The sequence below is a fragment of the Endozoicomonas montiporae CL-33 genome, assembly GCF_001583435.1.
GTDB classification, from domain to species: Bacteria; Pseudomonadota; Gammaproteobacteria; order Pseudomonadales; family Endozoicomonadaceae; genus Endozoicomonas_A; species Endozoicomonas_A montiporae.
In genome coordinates this window covers 4,767,294-4,793,901 of record NZ_CP013251.1, presented here as the reverse complement: position 1 = coordinate 4,793,901, position 26,608 = coordinate 4,767,294, and the positions used below count along the sequence as shown (strand labels likewise).

At 48.8% G+C, this 26,608-nt stretch carries 27 protein-coding genes; 5 read left to right on the top strand and 22 right to left on the bottom strand.

All coding sequences use genetic code 11. The annotated features are described in order from the left end of the window. Positions 1 to 255: 255 nt before the first annotated feature. Complete coding sequence (locus tag EZMO1_RS22130; protein WP_051790497.1) at positions 256 to 876, top strand: acyloxyacyl hydrolase; 621 nt, start codon at positions 256 to 258, stop codon at positions 874 to 876. A gap of 72 nt (positions 877 to 948) precedes the next feature. Beyond that, positions 949 to 1,377: a hypothetical protein gene (locus EZMO1_RS22125; RefSeq protein ID WP_034878430.1), complete on the top strand. Its 429-nt coding sequence runs from the start codon at positions 949 to 951 to the stop codon at positions 1,375 to 1,377. A gap of 165 nt (positions 1,378 to 1,542) precedes the next feature. On the opposite strand, the gene EZMO1_RS22120 is transcribed toward EZMO1_RS22125, so the two are convergent. The 10 genes from EZMO1_RS22120 to EZMO1_RS28350 form a co-directional block, all read right to left on the bottom strand. After that, positions 1,543 to 1,776: a hypothetical protein gene (locus EZMO1_RS22120; RefSeq protein WP_051790496.1), complete on the bottom strand. Its 234-nt coding sequence runs from the start codon at positions 1,774 to 1,776 to the stop codon at positions 1,543 to 1,545. A gap of 12 nt (positions 1,777 to 1,788) precedes the next feature. Continuing rightward, on the bottom strand, positions 1,789 to 3,684 hold the full coding sequence (locus EZMO1_RS22115) for a hypothetical protein (protein WP_051790494.1): 1,896 nt from the start codon (positions 3,682 to 3,684) through the stop codon (positions 1,789 to 1,791). Next, a complete protein-coding gene (locus tag EZMO1_RS22110) occupies positions 3,685 to 4,800 on the bottom strand; it encodes a LamG domain-containing protein (protein ID WP_034878429.1) in 1,116 nt (371 codons plus the stop codon). It abuts the gene before it with no gap. Beyond that, positions 4,800 to 8,351, bottom strand: coding sequence for a hypothetical protein (locus EZMO1_RS22105; RefSeq protein WP_034878428.1), 3,552 nt, complete (start codon positions 8,349 to 8,351; stop codon positions 4,800 to 4,802). The genes EZMO1_RS22110 and EZMO1_RS22105 overlap by 1 nt, the downstream gene beginning before the upstream one ends. 16 nt (positions 8,352 to 8,367) lie before the next feature. Next, positions 8,368 to 8,769: a hypothetical protein gene (locus EZMO1_RS22100; protein WP_034878848.1), complete on the bottom strand. Its 402-nt coding sequence runs from the start codon at positions 8,767 to 8,769 to the stop codon at positions 8,368 to 8,370. A gap of 16 nt (positions 8,770 to 8,785) precedes the next feature. After that, positions 8,786 to 11,329: a tape measure protein gene (locus EZMO1_RS22095; RefSeq protein WP_051790490.1), complete on the bottom strand. Its 2,544-nt coding sequence runs from the start codon at positions 11,327 to 11,329 to the stop codon at positions 8,786 to 8,788. 88 nt (positions 11,330 to 11,417) lie between these two features. Beyond that, entirely contained in the window at positions 11,418 to 12,167 is a 750-nt protein-coding gene (locus EZMO1_RS22090; RefSeq protein WP_034878426.1) for a phage tail tube protein, read from the bottom strand. Between the two features lie 2 nt (positions 12,168 to 12,169). Next, a complete protein-coding gene (locus EZMO1_RS22085) occupies positions 12,170 to 12,487 on the bottom strand; it encodes a hypothetical protein (RefSeq protein WP_034878425.1) in 318 nt (105 codons plus the stop codon). A gap of 26 nt (positions 12,488 to 12,513) precedes the next feature. Continuing rightward, positions 12,514 to 12,924: a hypothetical protein gene (locus tag EZMO1_RS22080; protein WP_051790489.1), complete on the bottom strand. Its 411-nt coding sequence runs from the start codon at positions 12,922 to 12,924 to the stop codon at positions 12,514 to 12,516. 108 nt (positions 12,925 to 13,032) lie between these two features. After that, positions 13,033 to 13,790, bottom strand: a protein-coding gene (locus EZMO1_RS28350; RefSeq protein WP_420809912.1) for an IS1 family transposase whose coding sequence is annotated in 2 segments (ribosomal slippage) — positions 13,033 to 13,523 and positions 13,523 to 13,790 — 759 coding nt in all. Because the reading frame shifts where the segments join, the coding sequence is not laid out codon by codon here. Between the two features lie 191 nt (positions 13,791 to 13,981). Between EZMO1_RS28350 and EZMO1_RS22065 the strand changes: the two genes are divergently transcribed. Further along, positions 13,982 to 14,587 (top strand): hypothetical protein, encoded by a 606-nt coding sequence (locus tag EZMO1_RS22065; protein ID WP_034878424.1) that lies wholly within the window; start codon positions 13,982 to 13,984, stop codon positions 14,585 to 14,587. On the opposite strand, the gene EZMO1_RS22060 is transcribed toward EZMO1_RS22065, so the two are convergent. Genes EZMO1_RS22060 through EZMO1_RS27090 form a run of 3 tightly spaced genes read right to left on the bottom strand, consistent with a single transcriptional unit; the run spans position 14,584 to position 15,231 of the window. Then, positions 14,584 to 14,823 (bottom strand): hypothetical protein, encoded by a 240-nt coding sequence (locus EZMO1_RS22060; RefSeq protein ID WP_034878422.1) that lies wholly within the window; start codon positions 14,821 to 14,823, stop codon positions 14,584 to 14,586. The two genes, EZMO1_RS22065 and EZMO1_RS22060, sit on opposite strands and share 4 nt — an antisense overlap. 20 nt (positions 14,824 to 14,843) lie before the next feature. Next, positions 14,844 to 15,065 (bottom strand): hypothetical protein, encoded by a 222-nt coding sequence (locus EZMO1_RS22055; protein WP_034878420.1) that lies wholly within the window; start codon positions 15,063 to 15,065, stop codon positions 14,844 to 14,846. A 1-nt stretch (position 15,066) separates the two neighbouring features. Next, entirely contained in the window at positions 15,067 to 15,231 is a 165-nt protein-coding gene (locus EZMO1_RS27090) for a hypothetical protein (RefSeq protein ID WP_160174108.1), read from the bottom strand. Positions 15,232 to 15,501: 270 nt separating this feature from the next. On the opposite strand from EZMO1_RS27090, the gene EZMO1_RS22050 reads away from it, so the two are divergent. Further along, positions 15,502 to 16,206 (top strand): hypothetical protein, encoded by a 705-nt coding sequence (locus EZMO1_RS22050; protein WP_034878418.1) that lies wholly within the window; start codon positions 15,502 to 15,504, stop codon positions 16,204 to 16,206. A gap of 107 nt (positions 16,207 to 16,313) precedes the next feature. On the opposite strand, the gene EZMO1_RS22045 is transcribed toward EZMO1_RS22050, so the two are convergent. The 9 genes from EZMO1_RS22045 to EZMO1_RS22005 all read right to left on the bottom strand — a co-directional run bounded on the left by EZMO1_RS22045 (position 16,314) and on the right by EZMO1_RS22005 (position 25,211). After that, positions 16,314 to 16,508: a hypothetical protein gene (locus EZMO1_RS22045; RefSeq protein WP_145912699.1), complete on the bottom strand. Its 195-nt coding sequence runs from the start codon at positions 16,506 to 16,508 to the stop codon at positions 16,314 to 16,316. A 14-nt stretch (positions 16,509 to 16,522) separates the two neighbouring features. Further along, positions 16,523 to 16,861, bottom strand: coding sequence for a hypothetical protein (locus EZMO1_RS22040; RefSeq protein ID WP_061509725.1), 339 nt, complete (start codon positions 16,859 to 16,861; stop codon positions 16,523 to 16,525). A 174-nt stretch (positions 16,862 to 17,035) separates the two neighbouring features. After that, a complete protein-coding gene (locus EZMO1_RS22035; RefSeq protein WP_145912698.1) occupies positions 17,036 to 17,326 on the bottom strand; it encodes a hypothetical protein in 291 nt (96 codons plus the stop codon). Between the two features lie 153 nt (positions 17,327 to 17,479). Next, entirely contained in the window at positions 17,480 to 17,779 is a 300-nt protein-coding gene (locus EZMO1_RS22030; RefSeq protein ID WP_051790487.1) for a DUF6900 domain-containing protein, read from the bottom strand. 186 nt (positions 17,780 to 17,965) lie between these two features. Then, positions 17,966 to 19,207 carry a phage minor head protein gene (locus EZMO1_RS22025; RefSeq protein ID WP_051790486.1) on the bottom strand — a complete coding sequence of 414 codons (1,242 nt, stop codon included), beginning with the start codon at positions 19,205 to 19,207 and terminating at the stop codon, positions 17,966 to 17,968. Positions 19,208 to 19,283: 76 nt separating this feature from the next. Then, the gene (locus EZMO1_RS22020) at positions 19,284 to 20,495 is read right to left on the bottom strand and encodes an ImmA/IrrE family metallo-endopeptidase (RefSeq protein ID WP_236632073.1); all 1,212 of its coding nucleotides are present in this window, start codon (positions 20,493 to 20,495) and stop codon (positions 19,284 to 19,286) included. Continuing rightward, the gene (locus EZMO1_RS22015) at positions 20,496 to 20,786 is read right to left on the bottom strand and encodes a type II toxin-antitoxin system HigB family toxin (protein WP_034878412.1); all 291 of its coding nucleotides are present in this window, start codon (positions 20,784 to 20,786) and stop codon (positions 20,496 to 20,498) included. Positions 20,787 to 20,919: 133 nt separating this feature from the next. Then, complete coding sequence (locus tag EZMO1_RS22010; RefSeq protein ID WP_034878411.1) at positions 20,920 to 23,589, bottom strand: DEAD/DEAH box helicase; 2,670 nt, start codon at positions 23,587 to 23,589, stop codon at positions 20,920 to 20,922. Continuing rightward, the gene (locus EZMO1_RS22005; RefSeq protein WP_034878409.1) at positions 23,589 to 25,211 is read right to left on the bottom strand and encodes a site-specific DNA-methyltransferase; all 1,623 of its coding nucleotides are present in this window, start codon (positions 25,209 to 25,211) and stop codon (positions 23,589 to 23,591) included. The genes EZMO1_RS22010 and EZMO1_RS22005 overlap by 1 nt, the downstream gene beginning before the upstream one ends. Before the next feature lie 172 nt (positions 25,212 to 25,383). On the opposite strand from EZMO1_RS22005, the gene EZMO1_RS22000 reads away from it, so the two are divergent. After that, positions 25,384 to 26,592: a tetratricopeptide repeat protein gene (locus EZMO1_RS22000; protein ID WP_051790484.1), complete on the top strand. Its 1,209-nt coding sequence runs from the start codon at positions 25,384 to 25,386 to the stop codon at positions 26,590 to 26,592. Positions 26,593 to 26,608: the final 16 nt, after the last annotated feature.

The following is a 26,608-nucleotide window of genomic DNA, read 5'->3' as shown; positions in this document are numbered from 1 at the left end:
ACCTGCTGACAGAAAGCTACATAAATGCTTCAGACTGTATCCTTAAAGCCTACTGGGTCAGGGCATAATCATACTATCGTACACACATGCTGAAAAACAATCATGAGATAAGTCAAGAGAAGTGCTGGTTTGCGCAATGTTTGTGACGTTCCTGTGACAGTAAATAAGTCCCGGGTTTCCTGTTAATAAGTTAAGTAGTGTGACACTATGTAACTTCTTATGAAAAATAAGTATTTACCGTATAAGAATTAAAAAATGAGTAATAAAACTATGGATAGGAAAGTCTTGTTGGGTTGTTCTCTGGGGTTGGTTTCATTGGCCTGTGTAGCGTTTTCTGCACAGGTTTTTGCCTCGTTTGATGGTATCAGGGTTGCTTACGGTAAAGCGTTAACCCCTGATGTCGAGGCAACTGATCTCAGGCTGGCAGCAAGGTGGCATATCAAGGATTTTGAGAAGGGGTATAACGGCGACTGGGAGCGACGATTGATGCTTGAAGCTGTTTATACCCACTGGCATAGCACGATTAGCGGTTCTGCTAACAAAAGTGCCAGAGGTGCAGATGATATTCATGGTTTCTTTATTACTCCCATCTTTCGTCTGGAAGATACACGTTCATCGTCGGTTAAACCTTATATTGAAGCCGGACTTGGCATCGGCGGAATCAGTGATGAAGAATTCCGTCGAAAAAATCGTGAATACCCATTGCGTAAAAGTTCCAGGTTTCAGTTTGAAGTCAAAGTCGGTGGTGGTTTTGTATTTGGTGAGCAGCAGCAGATGGAATTAGGTATTCAGTGGGTTCATTATTCCAATGCTAATGTGGCTTCGCCCAATTACAGTTTTGATGCCATTCAGCTCGAGGGTGCTTATCGCTTTTAAAGCGACTTATTGTGGTAGTTTTTCAGCAGAATCGGCATACTCGCGGTTTTTCCTTCACGGGAATAAACGGGTATGTCTCTGCTTCGTTCACGTTTTATTGTTCTGATACTTGCGGCTGTTGCTGTTTTCGTCGTTTTCTTTTATTCATCGTCGGTCAGGGAAACGGTTCCACGCACTGCTATAAATGCAGAGTCGTTTAATAGTGTTTTACAGGAACGCATAGAGCAAAAACAGCAAGAGCATTCCATTCTTGCAGAAAGCTATGATGAGCCTTTGAGTGATCTGATCAGTCGTCAGGCAGCCAGCTTTGGGGTCAGCATCGCAATACCGGAGTCCAGCTGGCAGAAAGCTGAAGTCAGCGTTTTGCAGGGTGAACCTGAGCAGTTAGTTGACTGGTTGTCTGAGTTGGCGACGGTTTATGGCATCCGGATTCAAAGCCTTCATCTGTTATCCGACAGTAGTCATCCATTTTCCATTGATCATCTGGTTTTGGTGCGGTGACTATATTCACAGATCTACAGGTATAAAAAAGCCGTGTCGTACGACACGGCTTTTTTATTTGGTGGAGGCGGCGGGATTTGAACCCGCAGCCCAGTGTCGTTTACTTAATGATTTCGTTGAACTTTTTATGAAGGAATATCTGGGAAGTGGCAGAATCGTGGCATACTAAACTTCTGCGGCATAAACGCTCAAATCCGGCACCTCTGACCTGATGCTTCCTCCCTCCATTAACGCCTTCTTCCCCGGTGCCATACTCTCTCCCTGGACTGTGATAGTCGTTCCATCTCTCAGGGTCGCTGTGCTGGTTCCATTGCCGTTGTTTGACGTGATCGTGATAATGGTTCTGGCTCCTTCGGGGATGAGCGATTTGAACTGTTGCCAGATGTTGGTGGTGGCCATACTGTTCTCCTGTTAGTAATGCCTTTCCAGCTGTAGGCTCTGAGTCACCTTTCCACCTGATGAACGGATGCTGGTGGACAGGCACAAAGCTCTCCAGTTGCCACTCTGTCCATTACTCTGTCCATTACTCTGTCCATTACTCTGCCCATTAAGAGTGTCCTGAACCTCTATCAACTGTCCGGGTTCCACCAGCCCCGGTACAGTATTGCTGTCGGTCAAAGGGATCTCGATGGTGGTGATACTCTGGTCGCCTCCTTTGGCCAGCTCGTTACGACCTCGCTCGGTGTTCACCTGTGTTTCTGTCAGCCAGTCTTCCAGAATGTCTGGTGCAGGTTCATTACCTGCAGTGCCTTCTCGCTTCACATTGACTGCGACACCTGCATGGGTACCTGAAACATAAACGGCATTGTATTCCGGCTCGGGTCGCCAGCTGGCACTCAGACTGATCACCAGACTCACCGGGATGACCTTGTCCATGATGGCTTCATTCCACTTCCAGGGGCTGGCTGGGTAGCGGGGCTGTATGCTGAGAGTGTCGCTGTCTCGGGCAGGAATGATAACGGCTCCTGCAGTGCTGCTCAGTTTGGCTATCACACTCATCGGAGTTTCGTTCTGGTAGCTGAATGTACCACCGGGAATAATCCAGTCCGGAGTGCTGTAATCATTCAGGCTCGGGTACTCAGCCGTGAAGCCTGTATTTTGCAGTTCTTCACTGATCGCCTGCTTTGCATTGATGTTGCTGGTACTGCTTTTACTCCGGTAGGGCGCATAAGGGGCTGCGAGTAACTGTGTACGACTGATGCCATATACCGTGTACCGTTCCTGCCCGAATTGTCGGCGACTGGTGTAACGTTCCAGAATGAAGACCCACTTCCAGCCGTTGATGTCGACCTCGATCTGCTTGGCTCCATTCTCGTCAGGTTCCACCATGGCGAGACTGGTGGCTCCCCAAAGTTCACCACTGAGTTCCCAGCTGAAGCTGTCGATGTCGAGGTTGATCTCCAACTCCTTGAGCTCTATCGGTGTCCTGTCTGGCAGGGTGACAACGGTCACGGTATTCATAAGCAGATAGCTCTCCCTGATCTCTGGCGGTTCCGGTTCCGGCTTTTGTGGTTCTTCGGGCTGGGTTTCGCCACCATAATTCCCTGTATATTCATTGTCGGTGTGCTTGTGCCCTTTTCCCCAAGGGATAATGACTGGCTCGTCCTGATTCTGGTTACTGCTGTACGTCTGGTGTCTAGTTGAATCTTTTGGCTGTATAGCCCGGTTCGTCCTTTGCTCGCCCAGTCTGAAATAAACGTCAGGGGATACTGCCGGAGTGTAACGCTGCCCTTTAAAGGCAAAGTCCAGCAGGCTGGCTGATGGAATGGTATAGCCACTGGCGGTTTGCTCAATGACCGGGCTGTACTCATCGACCCGATCAAACCGTTCGGTCTGGTGCCTGTCCGTGGCGATGGCGTCGTTCCATGGATGGGTTGCCTGTTCATCCTTTGGTATTGCAGAGTTGTCCCACTGACCTGCCTGTTGTGCCTCTTTCGCCGGGGGCTGGTGCCAGTTGAGGTCTATATCGCTGGCTCTACTTTCACTGAAAGCATGGCGACTTTGTACAAAAACCTGCACATCAGGCACTCTGCCCCAGAACACGCCGGTGGCTCTGGCTTCCAGAGGTAATGCCTGGTGACTAATTTGTTCGCTTTGAGCATTAATCGTCACACTGCTGCCGTAAAGCGCATGATGTGCCTGCTGTTTGGCCTGTCCTTTTTGCCACTGGCTATGATAGGTACTGGTGACGGAGGGAGGTTTTTGGAAAGGAACACCCTGTTCCGGATAAAAGCTAAAGTCTGCCGATGGCTGGTAAGGCTCTGCTGTGAACTGGAAGTCTTGACCGTTGCCCGGTAAATAGGCCACTTAACTCTCCGGCACCAGTACAGGCTTAACAGGTGCATGTGCCAGGGGACGATTGAAAGGCTTCACCTTAAATTGTGCCGTTCCTGTTCCCTGCTGCTCATCGGGTTCAATCCACCACTGCGGCTCATTGCTGTCGCTGGTTCCGGATACCGTACATTCATAAACGTATCCGGTAAAAGTCGTCGGTCTGATAATATCGCCTGTCTGATAAAGCGTATCGGGTTGCCACTGTGTTCCCCAGTCATCCACTGCCACCACCAGAACCTCTTTGTCGTAGGTGTCCCATATCAACTGATAATCTCCTACGCTGTTGCTTCTGCCTCTGGCCAGCAGTTCCCCTGTCTCCCAGGTACAGGCTATAACGTCTTTTTCTGAAGGAATGCCGTCCTCATAAATCGTTCCGGACACCTGGTACTGGTTAATAACGGTTTGGTTCGTCCCTGCGGAGTACAGTGCCATGACTTGTTCTGCCGTCAGCTGGTAATCGAACAGCATCAGCTCGGCAGCATGACCGTTAAAACTATTACTCCCGCTTGCTACTCCACCCAGTGTTATTGGGTTGTCTTCACCTCCGGTTGGGTTATAGGTGTAGCTTTTTGACTCTTCAAGAACGCCATTAACATAAAAATTCACCACCTTATTAGTACTGTCCCTTACCGCTAGGTAGAAATATTCTTTATCTAATTCAAAAGTAAATGACGACCCTTTAGCATCGGCATTTGAGCCACTACTGTACTCCTGAAACCATCTGAATTTTCCATCTACAATGCCTAAACTCCACAGGTAGTTTGTACTTTGGGTTTCTCCACTGGAGCTACAGCTAAATATATATCTTGATCCTGACATAGTGCCTGTGGGCTTTATCAGAGCCGCAATGGTTAAATCAGAAACAACCTGCATTGCCGAATGCACTTGTGTTTCTCCAAGAGAACTTGATCCATTAAAGTGAGCACCAATGGATTCAGGAAACAACACAAATGGCTGCTGCAACTGTACATTAGTCGCCGTGGCATCATAAAACCGGGCACTGTCTTTTAAAGTACTGCCTTCGGTTTCATTCAGCCGATACCAGGCCAGAGGTTTCAGGCTGTTGACCAGATCAGTAAAGTCACTCATTAATCGGCATCCCCCCTGATCTGTAATGTAAACTTGTCGTCTGTCTCCGTCCCCTGCCCGGATAGCACCGTTCGACAAATCCAGACCGGAGCCAGACAGCCATCGGTGTTAAACCGCACCACATTGCCTGATGACCAGCCACTTCCCCAGCCATCAGCCAGAATGGAAAAGTACGGGGTTCCGGTTTCCGGATTGATCGGGGCGGTATTCGAACCAATATCACCCGTGGCGATAATACCCAGCTTTTCTTCGACTACCTGAAAGTTGGAAGACGATGTAAAAATAATTGCCCACTTGCCAAAGATGGCTCCCCGGTTAGCGACCTGAACCGGGTAGTTGATGGTGTTGTACTGGGCAGTGGTATTGTCTTCATTGCGCTCGTCCGTCCAGTTCGGGTTGCCGTTATCCCATACTTTCTGGCTGAAAAAATGATGCACTCTCGCCTGCAAATCACCGTACACCACGGCACTGCTGATGGTGGTTTCTCCTGCCGGTAAATCCCACGGCACAGGAGCAATAATGGACAGTTCCCCGTTAATCTGGGCATCGCTGACCACGCTCATATGTTCGACCCGGTCAGTCACGGTAAAAGGCGCAGTCAGGTTATTACCGTCGCTGTCCTGAAGCTGCAATGGGTCAGCAAAGGTCAGGGTTCCCGCTTGTTTGTCCGTTGTGTATTGAGCAGGGTCGAGGTCATTGCCACCGGAATCCTGCACTGTGATCTCGGCCTGATGATCTCTTGACAGTGCTATGCTCTGTCCCGCTGCCGGGGTTGCGGCATCGGTTTTATTTTTGTGACTGATGACCACAATATCACCGATTCGATAGATGGGGACTCGCCCGTCCGAAGGCAGTCGAACCGGGTCAAGGCCGATCAAACCGGCATCCAGTGGCAGGCTGGTTTCAATAACACAGTTATAGCGGACGCTCTGGGGCAAAACCGGGATCGGATCGGTGCCATCGGTAAAAAACAGTTCACACCAACCAGTGGAGGTATCAATAGTTCCCTGAACTTCGCTGGTGTTTATATTCCCGTTGAAGTCTGCGGTTGCAGTTATAATGTCAGCGTTGTCTACCCGGACGGCGGTCAGTTGCAGGCTGCCTGCCCGAATCGGAGAACCGGGAGTTCGGAACGCCACGGCACTTACCGAGAATCCTGCCGACAGGGTTGCCGCTGCGTTGATGTTTGCTGCTGAAAGTTCTCCGGACGGATAGACAGCCAGGGTTACGACACCACCACTGTAGTCCACTGTACCTACGCTGACCCCGGCGTTGGTTTCGGTGCTGATGTTTTTATAAAGAACGCCATCCCGGTCAAAGTAAGTCTCACCATTCCACTCAAAAATGACACTACCGGGCAGCAGGTAGTCTTCAATCAATGGCAGCAAGTCGATGGTCAGTTCCGGTGCGCTCAGGGTTTCGGTATTGGGCAGGTGACTTAAACTATTGCTTTGGGCTTTGCTGGTGACGGTGTTGCCAGAAAATCGTTCTGTTTTCAAAACCGATGCATATTCAACTTTCCAGACGTAGCCGCTGCTATTGGATTTTGCGACATAATTTGTATAGTGATAATTCGCCAATGCCCGTAGCGTAAAATTGCCCGTCTGATAATCAATGGTGCCGGTTCCGTTTAACCAGCCCCCTTGGGCACTGTCTTTAAAAGATTTTGTCTGGTAATAAGTTGATGTGTAGCTCTGCCATGCCGATCTTTCTCTTGAGCCATTATGGACATTTTGATCCCGTTCTACTTCAAACTGAATCTCCACCGAACCGGGCAACAGGGGTGCTCCTGCAATGGTTCCCGATATAAGCCCTGCACCGTCTACGGAAACAGCCACAACACCACCCGCCACCTCACCTTGCTGATAACTGATTTCTATTTCAGTGCCTGAGTCCGGCAGGGCATCAAGGATAAAACCCAGCTCACCCGATGCATAATAAACCGAGCCAGAACCATCGCCGCTTAATAAGCCATTGCCCTGATCGGCCAGCGTTTTTAAAACGTCACTGGACAGATAGTTAATCGTAACAGAGCCGGGCTTGATGCCGGGTTTTTCTGTGGTGTGCCTGTACCCGATATCATCGACTGGCACCGTTCCGGTTCGAACCGTGATCTCTTCATCGGCCTGGGTGATATAGCTGTAAACCATCCGGCTATCCGGGTCAGGCAGCCCTTCAAACGTCACTGCCACACTGCCAGTGCCATAATCCACATTGCCTTTACCCGAACCTTGTAGCTGCCCGTTGCCGGGATCGCTCACCTCCTGCCACTTGCCCAGAGCTATATAGCTGATGACCAGCGTTCCCGGCCTTGGCTTCGCCTCGGCAAAGTTAAATGTATAATTGAAGCCACGGTTCTGAACGGTCACCTCAAGGGTGCCGCTGATGGCAGTGCCGACAATGCCTGTTCCGGGTCGATAAGTGGCTGAGGCTGTGCTGGCGTAATAGCTGCTGTTTCGTATGGCGGTTATTGCGCCGCTTTCATAGTCGATAGTCAGGCTTTTAAATTGATTACTGCCACTGACGTAATTCAGTTGACCCGTCTGGTTGTCCCTGAACTGTCCGCCATTGAGAGACAGGCTAACCGTTCCGGGTAGTGCTCCGGTTTGCAGAAATGCCCTGCTCTCATTGCCGCTGATACGAACGAATTTCAAACTCACCTGTCGATCATGGTTTGAAGTCGCCACCATCCGCTTAGCGGTATAACCGCCATACTGATCCACAACAGGGCTTTCCATTCTGGCGCTTGGCACCAGTGGCGCATAGACGCTGTCGACCCGGACGCTCAGGTCGCCCTTGCCAATATCCGCACTGGCGGACTTGATGCCATAATAGCGGGAAGCATCAGCGATCTGGGTTCCCTGAACAACGGTCTTCTCGGTAAAAACCCCCTCGCTGTCTGCTGGCATCTGCGTTCCTGCAGGCGTCGGAATGCCCCCGGGAAAGGTGTAAAGAAGGGCTGCACTGATCTCCATATCGATCCGGCGTCGCTCAAAGTCAACGAAGTTATTGCTGCCATACTGGTACGTAAACACCTCGATGCGACTTTCCACTTTAGTCAGGCGGACATACTGTTCCTGCTTCGTATCAGGGTTGTAGAGGCGGTACACCTCACCCACTTCCGGCAGCCTGCTTTCTTCCCGCTGTACCCCTGCGATGCTGCGTTGCCCTTCGGTCTGGTTGCCCAGCAGTTCAAAGCTGGCAGAAGTGCCCGGCACCACATAAGCCTCGATCCGGTTCCGGGCATTCTTTCGCTCGTCAGTCTGGTCATCGGTGTTGAATAAAAGCACGCTGACGTTTTCATCTTTCGGCGGCTCGGTCAGGATCAGGTGGCTACCGAGATAGGCATCGTTGTTGTCGGTGCTGATGCCCACATAGGCTTTCCGCAGGGCGACATCGCCAATGGTTCGGTCAATCCTTGAGATGTCCTGAAACAGGTTGTTGACGTTGCCATCAACCACTTCGTTTCCGGTTGCCCGTCCACCGCCGTCTTCCTCATCGCTGAGTCGCTGGCTTTCAAACAGTTTCACATCGTCGTTGTTAATGGCCATCCGTTGCTCCTGTCATTTATTCTGGTGCTTCCACGGTTTCGACGGTCAGCAGGCGAATGCTGAGGCTGTACTGGTAGCTGTCATCGGGATAGGCAAAAGGCATGATCTGCCGGGCTTCGATGGGCGCACCACCACTGCGGTCAAAGATCACTGAAAATGCCCGAAGGTCAGCCGTGGTCAGGGTCATGACTTTGTTGGGTATCAGTGACAGGGCGAGCAGTTGTTCAACCGTTGCCCGGTCTACCCATCCGGCTTCCTCACCTCCCGAGAGTTCTATCGGGCGACCGTAAGAAGCAGCCTGCTCCTGAACCAGCAAGGCTCCGGACAGGCTGCGATCAAGGTTTTGCTTTACCGGGTTCCAGTCGTATTCGTTGACCCATAACAAATCATCAGGCAGTGTCACGCTATCCAATTGCATCAGGTATGTCCTTTTTTTACCGGGATCGCATTCCTGCATTTTTTAATGCTTCGAGCAGTTTGGCCTCATCCCCTTTATTCACTCCGACATTGACGCTGCCTCCGGGGTATTCCAGCCGGATCACCTTGTCCGGGCTTGCTCGTCGGGCTGTACGCTCATCTTGGGTTCGCTGACGGCTGGAATTAATACGTGAATTTTCCTTCTGGCTGCTCTGTTGTTTGCGCTGGACTTCTTCCTGCTTTTGCTGCTGTAGCTGTTTGCGCTTCTCGCTGTAGATCTTCTGGTTAAGACTGAGAGCCTGGTTAAGATTGGCGATGGACTCTCTATCGCCTTCTTGTGTCGCTTGCTGCAGTTGCTTCTGTAGGTCATTGCTTCTGGACTCAAACTGTCGCTGCTCGATGTTTTCCTTGTTGTCCTGCAGGCGATCCAGCTCATCCTGCAAACCTTCCAGAGTATTTCGGGTACTGTTGTTAAGGCTATCCATGCTGGACTCGGCACTGTCGATGGCGCTGTTGAGTCGATCAAGGTCTTGCTGGTTCAGCAGATCCATTGACCTTGCTGCGGCTTCTCCCTGGAAAGTCAGTTCCTTGGCAGAAACTGAGCCATCCTCGTACCCTTGCACCAGTTCTTCCAGAGCAATCTTCTGTTCATAAAATTCAGCTTTAACATTTGCAGCGTTCTCTGCAGTATCAATCATCCAGTCGCTTAAGCCGGTAGGATCGTAGCTCACGGCTGCAGAGAGACTGTGAGCTTCTTCCTTGGCTTCAACCAGTGCCACCTTCAGCTGCCCAATATCACCGAGGGTATCGGTAGTGTCGATATCGGTGGCTCCCTGCATGGCCTGAAAGGTGTCTTCTGCCTGGGCACTCAAACCGTAGAGCTCGGAGGTAATGTTATTGTAGAAACCCGTCAGACCACTGCCGGTAGATTGCACTTTGTCAGCACCATCTGCGGCGGCTTCGCCTACTGCCCCGGCAGCACCGGCAGCTTCTTCTGCGGCTCCTTTCAGTTCTTCCAGTTTTTGCTTGCTGGCTTCCAGGGCTTCGTTGTATTGCTCCTGAGTGATCTTCCCTTCCTGAAAGCTGTTTACCAGCACCACGCCAAGATCGGCCAGTTCTGCACTGGTTTCGGCGGCATTGATTTGTTTGAGGGCATCGGCAGCATCAGTGAAGGTTTTTTTGGCGACCTCTGCCGTGTCATTGAGGTTGTCTTTGGTTTTGTCGAGGTCTGCTGCCAGTTCCGTTGTCGTCTTTTTGTTTTCGTTGCGAATGTCTTGTTGGGATCGTCTGTGGCTGTCTGCTATTTCCTTGCTGAACGAATTCCATGCATCGTTCATGTCCACAATATCTTGCTTAAGTTCTTTCTTGAATGTGGCTGATATATTTTTCATCAGCTCACTGGTTTGCCTGAGTTTTTCTGCGGTTTCATCGGCTCCCAGTGCTGCAAACATTCTCGAGGCGTTTTTCGTGATGCTGCCTGCCACGCCACTGAAGACCATACCCATGGTTTTTACGCCTGCGCTGAAGGCATTAAAAAAGCCTTTCAGCACACTGCTGGTTATGCTGAAGTTTGAACGCAAGCTGCCCAGAACATCGCTAACCGTTGTAAACCCGGTTTTTACTTTTGAGACAAAGTCTTCGAAGTTAATACTGGAAAAGGATGCCTTTACTGCTTCAGCCATTTTTATAAAACCACGACTAATGGACTCAGCCAGAGCCTGCAGCCTGCCATCACCTGCCATCTCATCCAGTTTGCTACCCAACTCTGACAGTTGAGCCTTCACATAATCCAGCCATCCAGCCTCGGCTATTCGATCTTTGAATTTCAGCCACTCATCGGACAGGTTAGATATAATTCCAGACAATAACCCCATGTTGGCTTTTGCCGCACCGGCACTGGATTTTCCGATTTCTTCGATTAACTGCTTGATAGTCTCCCGGCCTAACTGTCCAGCCGACGATAGTTTTTGCAATTCTTGGGTATTCTTACCAGTGACCTTTTCCAGCAGGCTCCAAACCGGCACACCACGTTCCACCAGCTGCAGGATTTCTTCGCCCTGCAGTTTCTGTTTCGCCCAGGCTTGCCCCAGTGCCAGAGAGATCCCGTTTAAACGCTCCATGCCTCCACCGAGTTTGGAGGTCTGATCGACAATGGCCTGCAGGGTGCCATCCATGGGATCAAGGCCGAAGTTCTTCAGGGCTGTGAAAGCATCGGCTACCTGTTGCAGTTCCAGTGGTGTGTTCTTGGTGAATTCCTTAATCCACTCAATAGCCCGGTCACCTTCCTCGATGCTGCCCATGATGGCTTTCATCTGGACTTCCAGACGCTCGAATTGATCCCCCGTCTGCAGGACGCTCTGCATCGATTTCTTGATGGTGTAAAAACCAAGACTGGCAACCACCAGATTACGGATGCTTCTGCCCAGACTTGCAAATCGGGATTCTGTCTGCTCGCTGGCCTTGCCCATCCCCCGGAGACGGGCAGTCACTTTCGTGAGTGTGCCTTTAGCGAGATCCCTTGCCCGGATAACAATATTGAGTACGCTGTTGCTGCTCGCCATATCCTTGGCTCCTTTTCATGCGGTCTAAAAAGAAAAGGCTACCCGTTAAGGCAGCCTTTCTTGATCGGGCTTCCGAGGCTGTTGAGGATTAGAGTGCCTGGATGACTTTCATAAACTGCGAGATCCCTGTTCCGGTTTTGGTGCTGTCCCTGAGCACTTCAAATTCCATACTCACTTCAGCAAACTCATCACCGATCAGCTGCAGTCCCTGTAAAGGTGAGAACTTCACTTTATGCAAAGTGACGCTTACCGGGTTACCGGACTGGGCTTCGTTCATGCCATCGAAGAACAGACAAAACTCCTCACCGGCACTGACCATGGCTTCCAGTATTTCCTGCGGGGCTTTGGTGTAACTGACTTTGACACCGGATGCGGTAATGGCTCCGGCTCCTACTACCAGCAGACCGTTGGCTGTCAGGGTATAGTCATCACCTTCTGTCAGCCCGCTGTCGTCTGCAGCGTTTTTTACTGTAATGGCTTGAGTGTGATCCGGGGCATAAGCAAAAGGCAGAAGCTCACCATCGTTCCCGGTTGCCGTAATCACTTCATCAGTCACCTGACCACTGGCTTCGTTCTTCACGGCTGCTCTCAAAGCAGGAGCCATGGTGTCAGCACTCAGGTCGAGGGCGGTCATCGATCCGGTCACACTGTCGATGCGGGAGACCACGTTGACATTGCCACCACCAACACTGGTGTAATCTTTCTGTTCCTTCTTGTCTTCCTCGAAGCTGATCTCCAGAGCACTGCAGTTGCCCACAGGCATCAGTCCGATTCCGGCCTTTAGTGCCTTGAGGTAGATAGTGCCTTTCCCGATATAGGAGCGATCTTGCTTGGCCATGTTCAGTTCCTTCCCATTCCTTTTCTGATGATCTGTTCCCAGGAGATGCCCCATAAGGCTATACCCTTACGGTCTATCTCTCCGCTGTATAAATTTTCCGCAGATATGCTGGCTGGGGAGACGGGCTTCAGGTTGTTTTCCCCGAAGCGGTTAAACGGCAGCAGCTCCACAATGGCTTCGGTGATCGCCAGTGCGCTTTTGTGCCGGGGAGCGTCGCTGGTATCGCTACAAATGACGTAAGCAGCCATCAATAACTTCGCTTCCTGGATACCCTGCCCATCCACACTGACCGACTGAGTATTTTCGATAGCGACCCGCACTGCTTTTTTGCCTGTCAGCAGTCGGCTCAGTTCATCTTCGGAAAATCGACCCCTTTCAATCCTTTAATCGCAGGGGGCTGTGCTCCGAGAAACCCCACATGCCGGAGGTAGAACACACCGGGCACCGGGTTGTTGGCACTGTCTGGCGGGTAGAAACTGGCGCTGACTTTCTTGAAGCGTCCGGCCTGTACCAGTTCTTCAAAGTTTGCATCCACCTGATCGGGGCTGGCGGTTAAACCGTCCTCACCATAACTCAGGCTCGAAACCCAGCCCCAGGCAGGCGCATTGCCTTTTGGGTGCCCGATGACGATGGGGGCTTCATGGAGGCTGGGATCGTAGGCTTCCACGGACGCCTTTAGGTGATCCTCGGTAAAACTCAGGCTTTGTCCCTGGCTGCTGGTATGATTGCCAGCCTTGAAAATATGAATCCGTTTCATGAGTGCCTGTGATTTGATGTTTTGCTTATTCTGGTTTTCTGATCACAGGTTCGACATACAAGAAAGTTCCGGTTCGTTAAATCCATTATTGGTAGTGGGCCAGAACTGTTATATCGCGTGAATATTGACCCCAAACTCAACTTTATTAATCAATAATCCAATAACAATATCGTGCATCTTTTCGAGCTTTGAAAAACAAATTGTCTTTCTGGCCAACCGTTTAATCCAAGTCCGAAAATTAAGGTTTTTACGCTCTATCTTCTGAGTGTTTGCTTTACCAATAATATGCATGTTTTCATCAAGGTGTCGCTCATAGGCTCCCCAATCATCGGTGTAAAATTTATTAATACCAAATGGCTTCAGAAGTGTTTTGAGTTCTTTAAAAACTTCATCTTTCCGTTTTCCGAAAACATAAGCAAGCACGGTATTTGTAGCGTGATCAACAGCATACCAAAGCCAGCGTTGGTTCGATTTATCATGAACATACGACCACTGCTCATCTAGCTCAGCCTCTTGGCAGACAAGCCCTACATGAATAATTGCATCTGACTTGAGATCAATAGTTTGAATATTTGGGTTGACCTTTACCAGACCGCTTTCTTTTTTTCAAGAGTCTTTATTACTGTTGTCTTGCTTATTCCGAGTACTTTACTTGTATCCCTGATTCCGCTGCCATTTATTGCCATATCGATGATTTTTTCTTTAACGCCAGGCTCACAGGCCTTGTAGCGATATTCAAGCATGAAGGTTTTGATTTCACATTTGTCATTACAGCAATAGTATCGTGGAACATCATGAGTGCTGTATCCGAAAGGCCGAACTTGGTTACTGCCACATGTTGTACAGAGGACTTGCGTAAGGCACATTTTTAAACCGCATTTTTCAAAGTTGCCGAATGTCGTATTTTAGCAGACAGGGCTAGAATCACAGAACTGTGCCACTACCAATCTACGATTTCTTGCCCAGCTTTATATAACCCGGTTGCCGACGGATTTAATAAAAATGAGCATTTCGTGAAACACTTTTCATCTTTTAATTCCAACAACGAAGGTACTCTATGAACTTGTATATTTCTTTGAAGTCAGTTACCAAAGCACTAAAAAAGTTTCGTGATTGTCGTCTTGATACTTTTCTGATACATGCAGTTGCACAATCTTTCGACGGCACTTTTTCTCCAGACGCCATTAAGTCAGTGGTTGGTATCAGTGAGGGGAAAATCAACGGGGTTTTGAAACGATCACAATTCATTAAGTCCGATGGCGATCTTTATGAAAAACGATTAAAACTGGATACGATTTACAAGGACTCTGTCGTTGAATACAAAAACGGGCAGCTGGAAATTGTTAAGCTAAAAGATCGCTATTCACCAGACATTCTATTGCACGATCCGGTTATTGATTACAACCTTTCAGTGTTGAAAAAATACGGTGACATACTCGGGCTACTTGATATCACGGTTATGACTGCGATACAGGAAAAAAATCAAACTAAAAAAGCGATTTTTAAACGCCTTCAATTTGACGACTCAAATGTGGCTTCGTCAATTGACAGGCTCCTGCAGCATGAACTGATTGTGATGAAAAATATGGGGGGCGTTTACCATTATCACTTAAGTGCAAAGGGGTCTGACGTCTGGTCGTTGCTGTACAACCAATCCGTTTAAACGTCATCCTCCCGGCTTAGTAATTGCTCTTTAGCTCTTTTGAACAGAAAGTCGTACAGTTCTTCTCCAAAGGCATCTACAAAATCCGCCAAGTCGGAATTGCACTGTGCGGCTTTCTCCACGCTTTCGAACATTTCCTCCTGCAGTTTCTCAGCCGCTTCTTCGAGCAGATCCTCCTCCATCTCTTTCAGCAAGTGTTCACCGAGTTTCATCTCTATGTAGCATGGTGTACTCATGGTACCTCCCTCCCTGGTGGTTAGTCGTCGCCCTCTACAATGCTCTGGGCGTCCAGCCCTGCCAGCTCTGCTACTTTCTCCAGTTCATGCTGAAGTTTCCGGATGGTGCCAAGGTGGGCGTCGTTCAATGTTTCCGGGGCAAAGCCGAGATGGTCTTCATTGATGGCAGTCAGGTTCCTGAGCAGTCTGCTGATGCACTCTTTGTGCATAACGAAGTCGGCGATGATCAGCTGGTTGTCCATGTTATGCGGCCTCCTGCTCCAGTCTGTATTGTTCTTTAGCCACCTCGGTGATGAATTGTTCCAGACTCTTGCAGTGCTGTTTGGCAAAGCTCACCAGTTTTGGGTCGCTTTTTATTCGGGTGGCGGCTTCGTCGTAAATGGCCTTAAAGGTGGTTGTGGTTTTCATCGTGCTTCTCCCTTGCTGTGTACTACCACTATCGTCTAACACCGGGACATAGCAATGGCCACTCGTCGGATGCTGAAGATCCACTGCACAAAAACCAATCAGGACAGTTTTCTGAGAACTACACTGAGGCTCCTAGGATTTAATTGCAAGTTTGGGGTTTCCCAGACCTGCTAAAAAGTATTCTATACCCTGTAACCCTTGGTACTACTGGAGAAAAAGTATCCATAGTATTGATCTATACTCCCTCTCTCTCTCTCAAAGGAGGTATAGATGAAAACAAGAGCATTCAAAACGCACAAAACTTTATTGCTTGGAATCATAGTGGTGACCTTAAGCTTTAAAGGTTTTGCCAATAAAACTAGCTCATGTACCGGGGCTTGTAGTCAACGTTGTGATCATTGTTCAGATATAGAATTATCAGATGTCCAAAATGCTAATCACGCATTAACAACGATACCACTGATAGGTGTCGATCCCGAACTCATTTTATTAGGAGCAATTAATATAATGATTTTAATGAATGGCGGTGAAATTATTAAACCGGAAGATATTGAAGGCGATGAAATTTTTGTTCGAGCTGTCCAAAATGAATGTTTTGAAAATGTATCTTCCTTATTGATTTATGTTTGCGATGCTATGCCTGGAATCGTTTCTTCAAGTGACTCTGTCAGAATTCTTATATCAAAGAACGACAAAAAAGAGCTGCATAGCAGTCTAAGAAGATGGATTAATGAACTTTTTAAGGCTGGCACCCACATCAAAGATGGCTACCATATATTTGAAATTACACTACATAGCGGATATGTTGGAAGATATGCGATGGTCGTAAAGAATGGAAAATTCTACTTTATATCAAAAACACTTACATGTTCATTTACACAAACAGCTAGCATTTTGATTTTTTTGCATTTTAATATTGGCAGATTGGACACAAGAACTGTCAAGTATACTTTTTTGCCTTCGATTGATACGTAAGCAACTCATTAGCAGTATGCACAACGTTGCCGATCATCTCTTTTGGCTCTCCTGACTCACGTCCCGCAGGTCGTTGGTCAGGTCTGTGAGCCACTGGCTGAAGTCTTTCATTGTTCTTCTCCGTTTACTGCTTCCCATATTTTGGGCATTGGCCTTGCTCCTAAGATGACCAGAACTAAGTCGATCAGTTCCCGTTTCTGGTTGTCGGAGTCCATGTAAAGAGCGACCAGGTCTGCAGAGCGTTCGTAAATTTCACCTTTGTTCTCTCTGGCCAGCTCGATGATTTTCTCTATCTCGGTCATGGCGGTTCTCTCCCTTAAAGCCTGTATTCTTTCCATTCACCTGCTTGGTAAACATTTAAATACTGTCCGTCATTTTCCTTGGTGATTTTTATCAGTTGTTCCATGTTGCAGCTCAGTCTTGGTCTTATCGTAACCCAAGCGTCGCCATAGTCCCGGTAGCGTTTGATCTCTCCCTCAGTGATGCTGGAAATGTCGCCATGCTTCACTATCTGTTCTGCCAGCTTTTGGCTGTTGTAGTGCTTTGTAAGAGTTTCGTTGACCAAGTCTCCGTCGAAATGCACGTATACTGATCGGTAAGTAATGATGCCTGCTTCGTTTTTTTCTGCGATGGCTATTCTTGATCTGGTGCTCATTGTTCTGTCCTTTCGTTCTGTTGTACTACCACTATCGTCTAACACCGGCATATAGCAACGACCATTTGTCGGACATATTCACGCATAATCCCGGCAATTGCTCCTGCATTGCCGGGATACCGTCCATCCATGGACATAAAAAAGCCCCGTCTGGCGGGGCATTCAGGGCAGGCTTTAGATGTGCCTTGGGATCTCTTTCTTCATGCTGTAAAAGGTAATTCTTGCGTCCTTTTTGCCATCCTCCGTTGGCAGTAGGAAGTCTCCCTTGTCGTACTTGATGGTGGACAAACTTTCGTCATCCAGCTTGATCTCCTTTCCACCTTGCAGCTTCAGGGTCATGCTCCACTTGCCTATGCAGCTGGCGGTGCCGCTGGTGACCTTGATGTTGTCCACTCTGACTTGCTCTGCCCGGTTGAGCAGGGTTTTGAAGGCGTCAGCGACCTTCTGTTCCGTGGTTTTAGCCATAGTTTTTCTCCTTTTTTTAAGCTCATGATTTTTTTCTTTCAGGCTTGATCCCCCGGGCTGTCTGGCTCTAACCATCATCAAACGTCCGTCATCTCTGTGGCGCACAATGCTGATCATGCCCTGGCTGGTGAATATCCACAGGGTGTCTCTCCTTTATTGGTCTTCGGGATGGGTCAGGCAAAGGTCACAAAACCAGCCCTGCTCATGGTCATTGGCCAGTCGGGGGACAAAGATCCGGTTGCAGTTATCGCAGGGTCTGGCGGTATCCACGCCATATCGCTTGTTTACCGTGTCTATCTCTCCCTGTGTGTAGCCTTTCTGATAGGCGTCCATGAGGGCTTTCTTGATTTGCCATACGGCTATGTCGTGAAAGTCCAGAGAGTCGCTGCTTTGTCGCTCCAGTGTTTCTATCTGCAGGTTTTTCTTTGCAATGAGGCTGATGATTTCTTTCATGGTTTACTCCTGCCTTATTTTTGTTCTATCAACACATTAAACCAACACAGAAATTCATCCAGTAATGTGTCGAAAGTTTGAGCAATATTTTGCAGCTAGGTTGATTTGAGTTAGATCATTCTGGGAACAGGCTTCGGAGAGATATAATGCAGATTTGAAGAAGCCCCAGGTTTATTTGGGACAGTTTCAAAAATTGGCCTCAATCCGGAGCCTAATGACTTCATCAATGGCCTGCTGTGCAGCTTCAGGCAGATCATCGTAGGCGGCCTTGGCTTTGGCGTTGGGTAGTTTGCCGTTGACCAGTGCTTTCTTGTACTGGTTGATCAGCACTGACTGCTCGATGCTGGTGGCCTTGGTCTTGGCCTTCTCCAGCAATTCTTTAGCGGTGAGACTGGCGGTACCTTTTTGCTTGCCCAGCTGCTTGATGGCGTTGGCGAGATACGGAGTGTTCTCACTGATGGCGGTGTCCAGTTGGTGCTGCGCTGCCCGTTCCAGAGTCTTTTGCTTCTGCCGTTCAAAGGCTCCCTCTGTTTCAGCCTTGCCCAGTTTTTTCAGTGCCTGGTTTGCGGCCAGCTGGGTCATGTAGGCTTTCTGGGCTTTCGCTATGGCCTTGTCGCTCACCTGATTGGCCTGTTGCTGGGCGATGGTCAGCTGGGCGGTCTTTTCCTTCTTCAGCTGGCGCAGGTATTCCGTTCTGCGGAGGCCTGGGTTGTGATCCCAGCCGGGGTCAAGGTCTGCAGCAATCGTCCGGGCTTTGCCTGTACGGGGATTGACCCACGTGCGCTTTTTAATCTTTGGTTTGGGCGATGGTTTCAAGCCGTAGAGTTTCATCTCGTCACGGCTCATCTGAATCACTCCGCACCGACACTGCCAGCCGTTGGGCGGGTAGTGGGTTTGCCAGAAAGGGTCATCCACCGGGCGAAGGGTGCCGTTCCACTGCTGGTGTTCCGGGCGGGTGCGGTTATCTTCCACTGCGTCGTACATCAGGAAGGGGGCTGTTTCCTGGTTGGCTTCTATGCTTTGCCATTGCCCTACGGCGTATGCACTCTGCAGGTTGGTTCTGAAGATATTTTCCAGCCGGGAGGCACTGCCCAGCCGGGCTTTGGTGACCTTCCCGGTTAAAGAATCGACCACATCTTTCTTGCCCCACCAGCCAGCCTTCTGAAGCCTTGGGATTAGATCTTTTTTGAAGTCAGCCAGTGTCAGCCCTTCATCGATAATCTTGTCTACCTGCTTGTCCACATAAGACAGAAGATCGTTATCCATCATCTTGGCCACGGTGAAGGCGGTATCGTTTTCCTCACCGATCATGTCCAGCCAGCTGAAACTGGCCTTGAGCCCTTTGTTCTGAAAGTGCTTGATGGCCTGTTCAGGCTTTAGATCGAAGGCGTTGGAGAGTTCGAAGAAGTTGTAGATTTCGGCGGACATAGGATGCTCCCGTTGATATTAGGAGCATCTTTGTTTTATGGCGGTTGGTTAATTCAGGAATGTTCCGGTGAACTTATCAGTCAGGGAAGTGCAGACGAACCGTTTTATTTCCAATCATGTTGGTAAGAAGGCTATAGTTTTTGTTCTCATGCCGAAGGCGACCGGCAATAATAGCAGGGCTGATCTGCAGTTCTTTGGCCAGTGCAATGCAATCCCTTTCGCTCTTGCTTTCTCTTACTTTGGCTGTAGACCACGCAGATGAATCAATTAATGCCTCGGCTGCTGCTCTGTCGGCTTCGTGTTCTGTATCATCCTTTTCGGATGAGTCAATATCGTCAAAGAATGTCGTAGCATCCGAGTTCAGATGAAGAGCTACGTGGGCAACTTCATGCAACAGCGTAAACCAAAAGTTATCCAGGCGATCATGTCTTAGTGTTAGCCCGATCACTGGCTGGTTGTTTGAATCCAACATGACCGCACCATCCAGATAGGTCTTCTCGAAATGCGGTTCAGTCACCAACTTGATACCCAGGTTAGACAGAAATTCTTCAGCCAACTTTGGAGCCTGGGATGACCAGCTTAGTTTGGCCAGTGCCTTCATGACCGCAGGGTTAATGCTGCAAGGTTCGTAGCGACTATTCGTTTTAATCTTTTCTGCTTTCTGCAAAATTCTCACTTGCCAGGCAAGCAAAGCATACGGGTCGACTTCTTTATCTGACACATAATGAGCAGAACTTCGACACAAGGCAGGTTGTATGCAGGATGAATGAACACTGCCAAGAAAGCGCCTCAGGTATTCTTCTGAATAAACTTTCAACTCGTTAATGGAGCCGGTGAAGTCAGGAAAGCAGCCTCTTTTCTTCATTTCAGCCAATGGAAAATGATCCCAGAGAATACCGTCTGAATCAGGCAAAGAAGCACCACGTTCCTGAATCAGAACATCGGCAGGAATACCAAGCCCATCATGCAGCTTGCGAATCATTGTCAGGCTCAGATCCCGCTTTCCATTCAGTACCTCGGACACCTTACTGGCGGAACCGAAATAAGGCTTCATATCCTTCTGGGTCAGCCCCTGTTGATCCATACGAAACCGGATAGCCTCTATAGGGTCAGGTAAATCAGTAGGAAACTGCTCGGTTTCATACTTCTCTATAAGTAGTGCCAGTACTTCCAGCTCGCTGTCTTCAGGGGAGTCTTCTTCCGGAGCCGACTCCATCAGCGTCATCAGGCGATCCATGGCATCAGCATAATCTTGTTCTGTCTTAATGACTTTTATGGCAGACATCATTCACCTCCTGAAGTTTTTCTTGCTGTACTCTGCATGAGTACCGACCCATTCGACAACGACAATACCGTGTCGGTATGCCACCTTAACCACCAGTCGATAGTCGTTACCTTTGATGTTAAAGATAACCCTGTTATTCGCGATCATGTCAGCACTGCCAAATCGTGCTTTTATATCGTGGGTGGTTTTCCAGTCAGCTTTTTTGGCTTCCTCTCGCCATGCATCCAGTGCAGGTTTGGCATTGGCATGCTTTTTTGAGAACTTTTCAAGAATTGGTATACCTACGACTTTCATAATAGTCCAAAGTTCCCGAGGAGGGAATTATATATATTTATCCCAAATTGGGAATAGTTTAGGTAATATTATTTTAAAGCCTTCAAAAACCTGTTATCCACAGCACAAAAGAAGTGTGGATAACGGGTAGTTTTTATAGTGAAATAACATTCCTTATTTGCTGAGTAACGTCCCGCCCCTGATCATCTTCCTTCACTGCCATCAGAAACAGGCACTGACCGTTGCTGGTTCTTGCCCACAGCTGGCCTACTGCATCCTTTTCCCTTGAGTCATCCGAAGTCTTCAGGTTTTCGCCTTTGTACTCTACCACCAGCATTCGTCCATCGTTCAGTTCTACAACAAAGTCCGGATAGAATTTGCCTTCTGCCAAAGGGAGCCAGAAAGCCGCATGAGGCTGTTTTACCAGATTTCGCACCCAGTGTTTGACTTCCGGCAGACTGTCGATGACACAGGCGCAGTTGAACTCCTCACCATCAGCCTTCAAGTCCTCAATTCGGTCGAAGAAATGTTTCTGGAACAGATAACGACCTGAATAGTAAGGCGGTTTAGCTGGGTAATAGCCTGGTTTGAATTCGTACATAAAGTCCGGCGATGTTAAAACCTGACTGTCATCACCAAACAGTGAATCCTGATAGCCGTTATTGGCCGCCTTGCTTCGTAGCAGCTTTATGCGTGCTTCAATGGCATTAGCTAACGGGAAGCGACCACGGTAGAGTGCGGTCAGCGTAAACTTGCGCTCGTTGATCAGGTGGCTGACCAGACGGCTCAGAAACCCGATCATGTCACTTTGGGTTATATCCTGTTGCCTGACTTGCTGATCCAGCTTTCTGACCAGTTCTGCCTCAGTGTACTGCCCTTCAATACTGTCCAGATCCAGTGTTGTTTGCCCTGTTTGTGTGTATTTTATTTTTTTGCCGTAAAGATCCAAAGTGTAGGTTTTAGAGTCTTCATCAATAGAAAAACCGGGCAACTCAACCGGATAGTCGAGCAGGCTCCAGTGATGAATATTCAGGAAAATTTCAGGCTCCAACAGTTCCATCTCGCCCTGAATCAGGGCACATAGCTGAGGTAACGGTTTGAAATGTTCACCACGACTGGCTGGTGCCTGCGCCTTCTTAACCTGTATATTCTGCCGGACAATCTGCTTTTGCAGTGCTTTCCGTTCTTTTCCCGTTGTTCCCTTTAACAAGGCCTTTTCAGCTTTTTCGGAAACATGCCCTTCTATTTTTACTTCATAGGCGGCGGGTTCTTCCCCAACCGCAGGCTTTTCCTCAACCACAATACTGACTTTTTCTTCAGCCGGTAAAGCAGACAAATCCGGTCGGGTTGATCGTTTAATGGTGAGTTTGGGTGTTTGTTTTAAAGGCGGAACCACGCTGTCTTGTCCACCAAACAGGTCACCCTCTCCGGGTGCCAGAAGATCAGGGATTTCCATCTCCTCAAAGCCCATACCCACCAGTTTATCGGTCAGCTGGTTAGCAGCCGCACCAAAAGAAGGTGAGGCAATATGGGCATAAGCCTGATTCAATGTTTCAGACTGACGACGACGAGCGTATGGCATGCGCAGTACCCGCCCAAGCAATTGTTCAACGTCTTTGCTTGAACTCACGGACTTAACGGTAGTGAACACATAGGCAAAAGAACAATCCCAACCCTCTTTCAGTGCTTGAATAGTGATGACGAACTTAACCGGGCAGTTGGCGTCAAACAAGTCCACGCCGTCCAGCTCCCGCTGGTTGCCAGTGGCGATGGCAATGGCTTCTTCAGCAATATGATGCTCTTCCATCAGGTGCTGCTTCAGCACCTCCACGGTGACGTCCTCATTGGCGTTTTCGGCCTGCAACAAGGCAATGGGGCGCAGATACTCATGTTCCTTCTGCGCCTCAATCGCCAGCTTTTCACGGGTCAGAACCGCATCACGAACAGCGTCTTCCCACCCTTGGTGTTCCGTGAGCTGAATGGGCAGCTTGATCATGTTTTCTGCTTTCAGCTGTGCGGCTGATACATGGTAAAGCACGTTGCTGCCACTGACGTTGGTGGTATTCGGAGTGGCTGTCAGTTCCACAATACAAGCCGGATGAATGCGGTGTAGTGTGGTGAACGTCAGGTGGGTTCTGGCATTGTGTGCTTCGTCAATAACAACCATAGGCTGATGCAGTGCCAGCAGGTTGGCAAAGGAGAACTTGATCTTGCCCAGCTCTGCCGCTGTCAGACCATTCTCTTTCAGGTCTTCTTCGGTGACCCGTTCCAGCTTGTTGTCCGGATCAGTTACGCCACGAAAGCAAGGTTCAAACACTTCCTTATAGGCATACACCTGACGGCCACTGGTATCGTTGACTCGCAGGTTGGCAATGGTGCTGACCACGACAATGGCCTGATGCTCAAGGTCTTGCGGTCGAATCTGCTCAACTTCATCAATATCCAGAATTTTGACCTGATTATCAAAGGTACGATCCAGCTCCTGCCGGTAGGGATGCCCCGGCTTTTTCAATGCCTCAACCGTTTGTTTGCGGATGGTGTTCGAAGGCACCAGCCATAAAACAATCGGGTAATCCTGTTGCAGAAAACGCTGGCTGGCGATACGAATCGCATGGGAAGCCAGAACGGTTTTACCGCCGCCCGTTGGCAGGCGCAGACACACATAAGGCACATCGCCGAAACTGTAAGGCCGGTAGGGGCGCTGGTTATCGGTGTCGTTTATTACATTGGCGAATGCTTTGGACACACCCTCAATACGAGCCTGACCCAGAAAAGAGTCCAGCGCGTCCAATGCGTTGTTCTGGTAGTTTTTCAGGGTAAACATCAGCGAGCCTTCACATCATAAGGAATTTGTTTAAACGTGATCTGTTCACGTGCCAGCCGTGATTCACCGAGACGGCTGGTTTCGCCATAAATCACTTTCGGGCCATCGAACGGGGGCAGACTTTTAAGGACAGGTGTCGTTAATACATTGCCGCCATCAGGTCGACGATCACCGAGTATGCCATTGTACAGCAGATAATAGGCGACACCGTTATGCACGCCCAAAAGTGGTGTTTTATTGGTTTGGGGCAGTGGCGCAACAGGCTTACGGATTTCGTTATACCAGATATGCCCGGCCAGTGTGTCAAAGCCGATGTTCTGATTCAGACAACCGTATTCGTCGTAGACCGTTTCGCCCAGACGGTAAAAACGGAAACCGCCACCGCCTTGCCACTCTACGGCTTTGGAAATACCGCCCTGTTCGCCATCCACCACTTTTTGCAGACGTGGGGCGCAGTGTGTGACAGCATGGTCGCCCATTTCGATGCCGATGTAGCGGCGGTTCATTTTGTGGGCGACGGCGGCGGTGGTGCCGGAGCCGAGGAAGGAGTCTAAAACAAGATCGCCCTTATCTGAACTGAGGTCAATAATTCGTTTCAATAGTGCTTCCGGCTTCTTGCTTTTTGGGAATTTCACTCCACCTTCATTGTGAAGGTTGTTAGACAGTACATCTGCCCATAAAGTTGTTAGTGGCTCACCAGTTACGAGTACACCATCTATGTTTTTCAGTTTTTCCTTATAAAAAATCCAGCGTTCTCCATTTTTTAAATACATGTTCGGAGCAGACTTTCTTGTATGTAAATGGACACGGTCAGGGCTACTTTTAGAAGCATCAATTGCTCTTCTAACATCCTCTCCTACAGCATTATAATCTGGTCGAGCTGTACGAATTACACGTTCAGAGTGAGAAACGACGAATGCGGTCAATTCTTTTTCAAATGAATCACCGAAGTGTTTTTTTATGTTTTTTTTGGTTATTCCAGTCGACTTTGAGAAGGCTTCTAGAAGAGGGGTAACCTTCCACTGTTCATAGCTGTCTTCATAATTTTCAATAAACTGGCTATAACGACTATCTCTTTCTCTACCTGTGTATACGGTATTTGGCTTCCAATACTCCTTATTTTTTGCATAGCTCAAAACAAAATTACATGTATTTACCATCCCCGGATTGATTGCTTTATGCCCAGTTGCAGAGCCTTGCTTGAATGCAACGATGTGAGTTCGGTTTTTTCGACCAAAGATTTCATCAAGCATTACGGTGAGGTAGCCTACTTCACTGTCATCAATATGAACAAATAGAGTACCGTCCTCACTCAGAAGTTCTCTCAAAAGTTCAAACCTAGGGTACAAAAGAGAAAGCCAGATCGAATGCTCCAGATTGTCATCATAGTGTTCGAATGCTTGTTTAGTGTTGAAAGGCGGATCAACATAAATACACTTCACCTGTCCGGCATACAGGGGAATCAACGCTTTCAGCGCCTCCAGATTGTCCCCCTGTATCAGCAGGTTATCGCTGTCGGGGTCGCCGTAACTCAGCTCGGGATCGTGTTTCAGCAGTCGGTAGGGGGTCTGACTGGCAGTCCGGATAGCACTGCCTTTGTTGAGCCAGTCGAGAACAGGCATTGATCACTCCAAATCGGGAAACCGGCCAGTGGCATTTATGCATAGCCAGCCATTAAAAAATGAGGGACAGTGTAACGAAATAAAACGCTTCGGGCAGCTGTTTGGTGCACGCCCAGCCCTCTAAATTGTGTATACTCCCACACCGTTAAACGCCCACAAGATTGGTACCACCATGTCAAAACGCAATATGGCTCTAAAGCGCCAGCAAAAAGCGCTTAAGCGCAAAAAGAAAAAACAGGCTCAGCACGCTCACGAGAAGTCAGCTTCCCGTACTGTCAACAGCGCCGATCATAACCTGCCTAATCTCTCCAAGACCCTGCTGGATTTTGCGGCTCCTGTATTGGGAGACAGCGATGATCAAGAGTACATTGAAGGCATCATGGCAGTGATCCACATGTGCTGGAACATTGGTACTGTAAATTACCAACTAGCGGAAGAAATGCGTGCAGAACTGGATAAAATCTTTGTTCAGGAATTCCAGTCACTCAGTGCAGAAGAACTGGAAGAGTTAGAGAGGCAGATTGATTTGCTCATCGTCGGTAGACGCACCTTCTTCTCCAGTGACCCTCGGCTGGTGGTGGAGTATGACCTGCAATGGAATATGTTTGGCGAGTACAACCTGCAAGTGAAAAGCGCCTTTATTCCTGATGAAGAGCGATTTGACCCGAACGATAAAGAGCATTTCAATTATGGCTTGTCAGCCCGTACCCAACAAACTATCGCTGAACTGGACACGCCTGCCACCGAAGAACAGGCACCTAGTGTCGAACTGATCCAGAAAGGCAGAGAAAGGCAATTTGCAGGAGAATTCATAGACGACAACATTCTTGAAACCTGTGATTTCTGGCTGGAAGCCTGGGAGAACATCAAAACGCTTTATCAGGACGTTAATTCCATTGACAGCATTAAACCCTTCGCTGGCATTCTTTTATCGCAGTGGTGCGAGCAGCTGGAAATGACTCTGCATAACGCCTGGAGAGAAGACGTCACCTACCTTGAAAAACGCATTCAATACTGTCGTGAGTTCTGTGAAGCATTCCCAGAATCCGATGAAGGGATTATTCATAACATGCTGCGGGCTGAAGCTGAAAGCCTGTTCTTTTCCGGTCAACACGAACAGGGAGAGGCAAAATTCAAGCAGCTGGTGGAGAAATTTCCCGACGACGCCTGGAGCTATATTGGCTGGGGTGACATATACAATGGCACTTATACTGACCTGCCTGAGAATCTCGAAAAAGCCGAGGAACTGTATAAAATCCCTGTTGAGCGTGGACTGAAATATGCCAGTGACGCAGAGGATCGATTAGACGATTTGTTGACGCTGTTAGAAGACAGAAAAAGCGAGCATGGTCGTGTTTTTGAGCATGAGGCACAGGCATAAAGCTTTTGCCACCAGA

Bases quoted from the DNA above. Each gene is read 5' to 3' on its own strand.
- EZMO1_RS22005 (WP_034878409.1), bottom strand. From the start codon at position 25,211: ATGCCTGTTCTCGACTGGCTCAACAAAGGCAGTGCTATCCGGACTGCC.
- EZMO1_RS22110 (WP_034878429.1), bottom strand. From the start codon at position 4,800: ATGAGTGACTTTACTGATCTGGTCAACAGCCTGAAACCTCTGGCCTGG.
- EZMO1_RS22015 (WP_034878412.1), bottom strand. From the start codon at position 20,786: ATGAAAGTCGTAGGTATACCAATTCTTGAAAAGTTCTCAAAAAAGCAT.
- EZMO1_RS22105 (WP_034878428.1), bottom strand. From the start codon at position 8,351: ATGGCCATTAACAACGACGATGTGAAACTGTTTGAAAGCCAGCGACTC.
- EZMO1_RS22035 (WP_145912698.1), bottom strand. From the start codon at position 17,326: ATGGCTAAAACCACGGAACAGAAGGTCGCTGACGCCTTCAAAACCCTG.
- EZMO1_RS22040 (WP_061509725.1), bottom strand. From the start codon at position 16,861: ATGAGCACCAGATCAAGAATAGCCATCGCAGAAAAAAACGAAGCAGGC.
- EZMO1_RS22030 (WP_051790487.1), bottom strand. From the start codon at position 17,779: ATGAAAGAAATCATCAGCCTCATTGCAAAGAAAAACCTGCAGATAGAA.
- EZMO1_RS27090 (WP_160174108.1), bottom strand. From the start codon at position 15,231: ATGAAAACCACAACCACCTTTAAGGCCATTTACGACGAAGCCGCCACC.
- EZMO1_RS22055 (WP_034878420.1), bottom strand. From the start codon at position 15,065: ATGGACAACCAGCTGATCATCGCCGACTTCGTTATGCACAAAGAGTGC.
- EZMO1_RS22050 (WP_034878418.1), top strand. From the start codon at position 15,502: ATGAAAACAAGAGCATTCAAAACGCACAAAACTTTATTGCTTGGAATC.
- EZMO1_RS22060 (WP_034878422.1), bottom strand. From the start codon at position 14,823: ATGAGTACACCATGCTACATAGAGATGAAACTCGGTGAACACTTGCTG.
- EZMO1_RS22125 (WP_034878430.1), top strand. From the start codon at position 949: ATGTCTCTGCTTCGTTCACGTTTTATTGTTCTGATACTTGCGGCTGTT.
- EZMO1_RS22010 (WP_034878411.1), bottom strand. From the start codon at position 23,589: ATGTTTACCCTGAAAAACTACCAGAACAACGCATTGGACGCGCTGGAC.
- EZMO1_RS22130 (WP_051790497.1), top strand. From the start codon at position 256: ATGAGTAATAAAACTATGGATAGGAAAGTCTTGTTGGGTTGTTCTCTG.
- EZMO1_RS22095 (WP_051790490.1), bottom strand. From the start codon at position 11,329: ATGGCGAGCAGCAACAGCGTACTCAATATTGTTATCCGGGCAAGGGAT.
- EZMO1_RS22025 (WP_051790486.1), bottom strand. From the start codon at position 19,207: ATGTCCGCCGAAATCTACAACTTCTTCGAACTCTCCAACGCCTTCGAT.
- EZMO1_RS22020 (WP_236632073.1), bottom strand. From the start codon at position 20,495: ATGATGTCTGCCATAAAAGTCATTAAGACAGAACAAGATTATGCTGAT.
- EZMO1_RS22100 (WP_034878848.1), bottom strand. From the start codon at position 8,769: ATGCAATTGGATAGCGTGACACTGCCTGATGATTTGTTATGGGTCAAC.
- EZMO1_RS22090 (WP_034878426.1), bottom strand. From the start codon at position 12,167: ATGGCCAAGCAAGATCGCTCCTATATCGGGAAAGGCACTATCTACCTC.
- EZMO1_RS22120 (WP_051790496.1), bottom strand. From the start codon at position 1,776: ATGGCCACCACCAACATCTGGCAACAGTTCAAATCGCTCATCCCCGAA.
- EZMO1_RS22045 (WP_145912699.1), bottom strand. From the start codon at position 16,508: ATGACCGAGATAGAGAAAATCATCGAGCTGGCCAGAGAGAACAAAGGT.
- EZMO1_RS22000 (WP_051790484.1), top strand. From the start codon at position 25,384: ATGTCAAAACGCAATATGGCTCTAAAGCGCCAGCAAAAAGCGCTTAAG.
- EZMO1_RS22065 (WP_034878424.1), top strand. From the start codon at position 13,982: ATGAACTTGTATATTTCTTTGAAGTCAGTTACCAAAGCACTAAAAAAG.
- EZMO1_RS22080 (WP_051790489.1), bottom strand. From the start codon at position 12,924: ATGAAACGGATTCATATTTTCAAGGCTGGCAATCATACCAGCAGCCAG.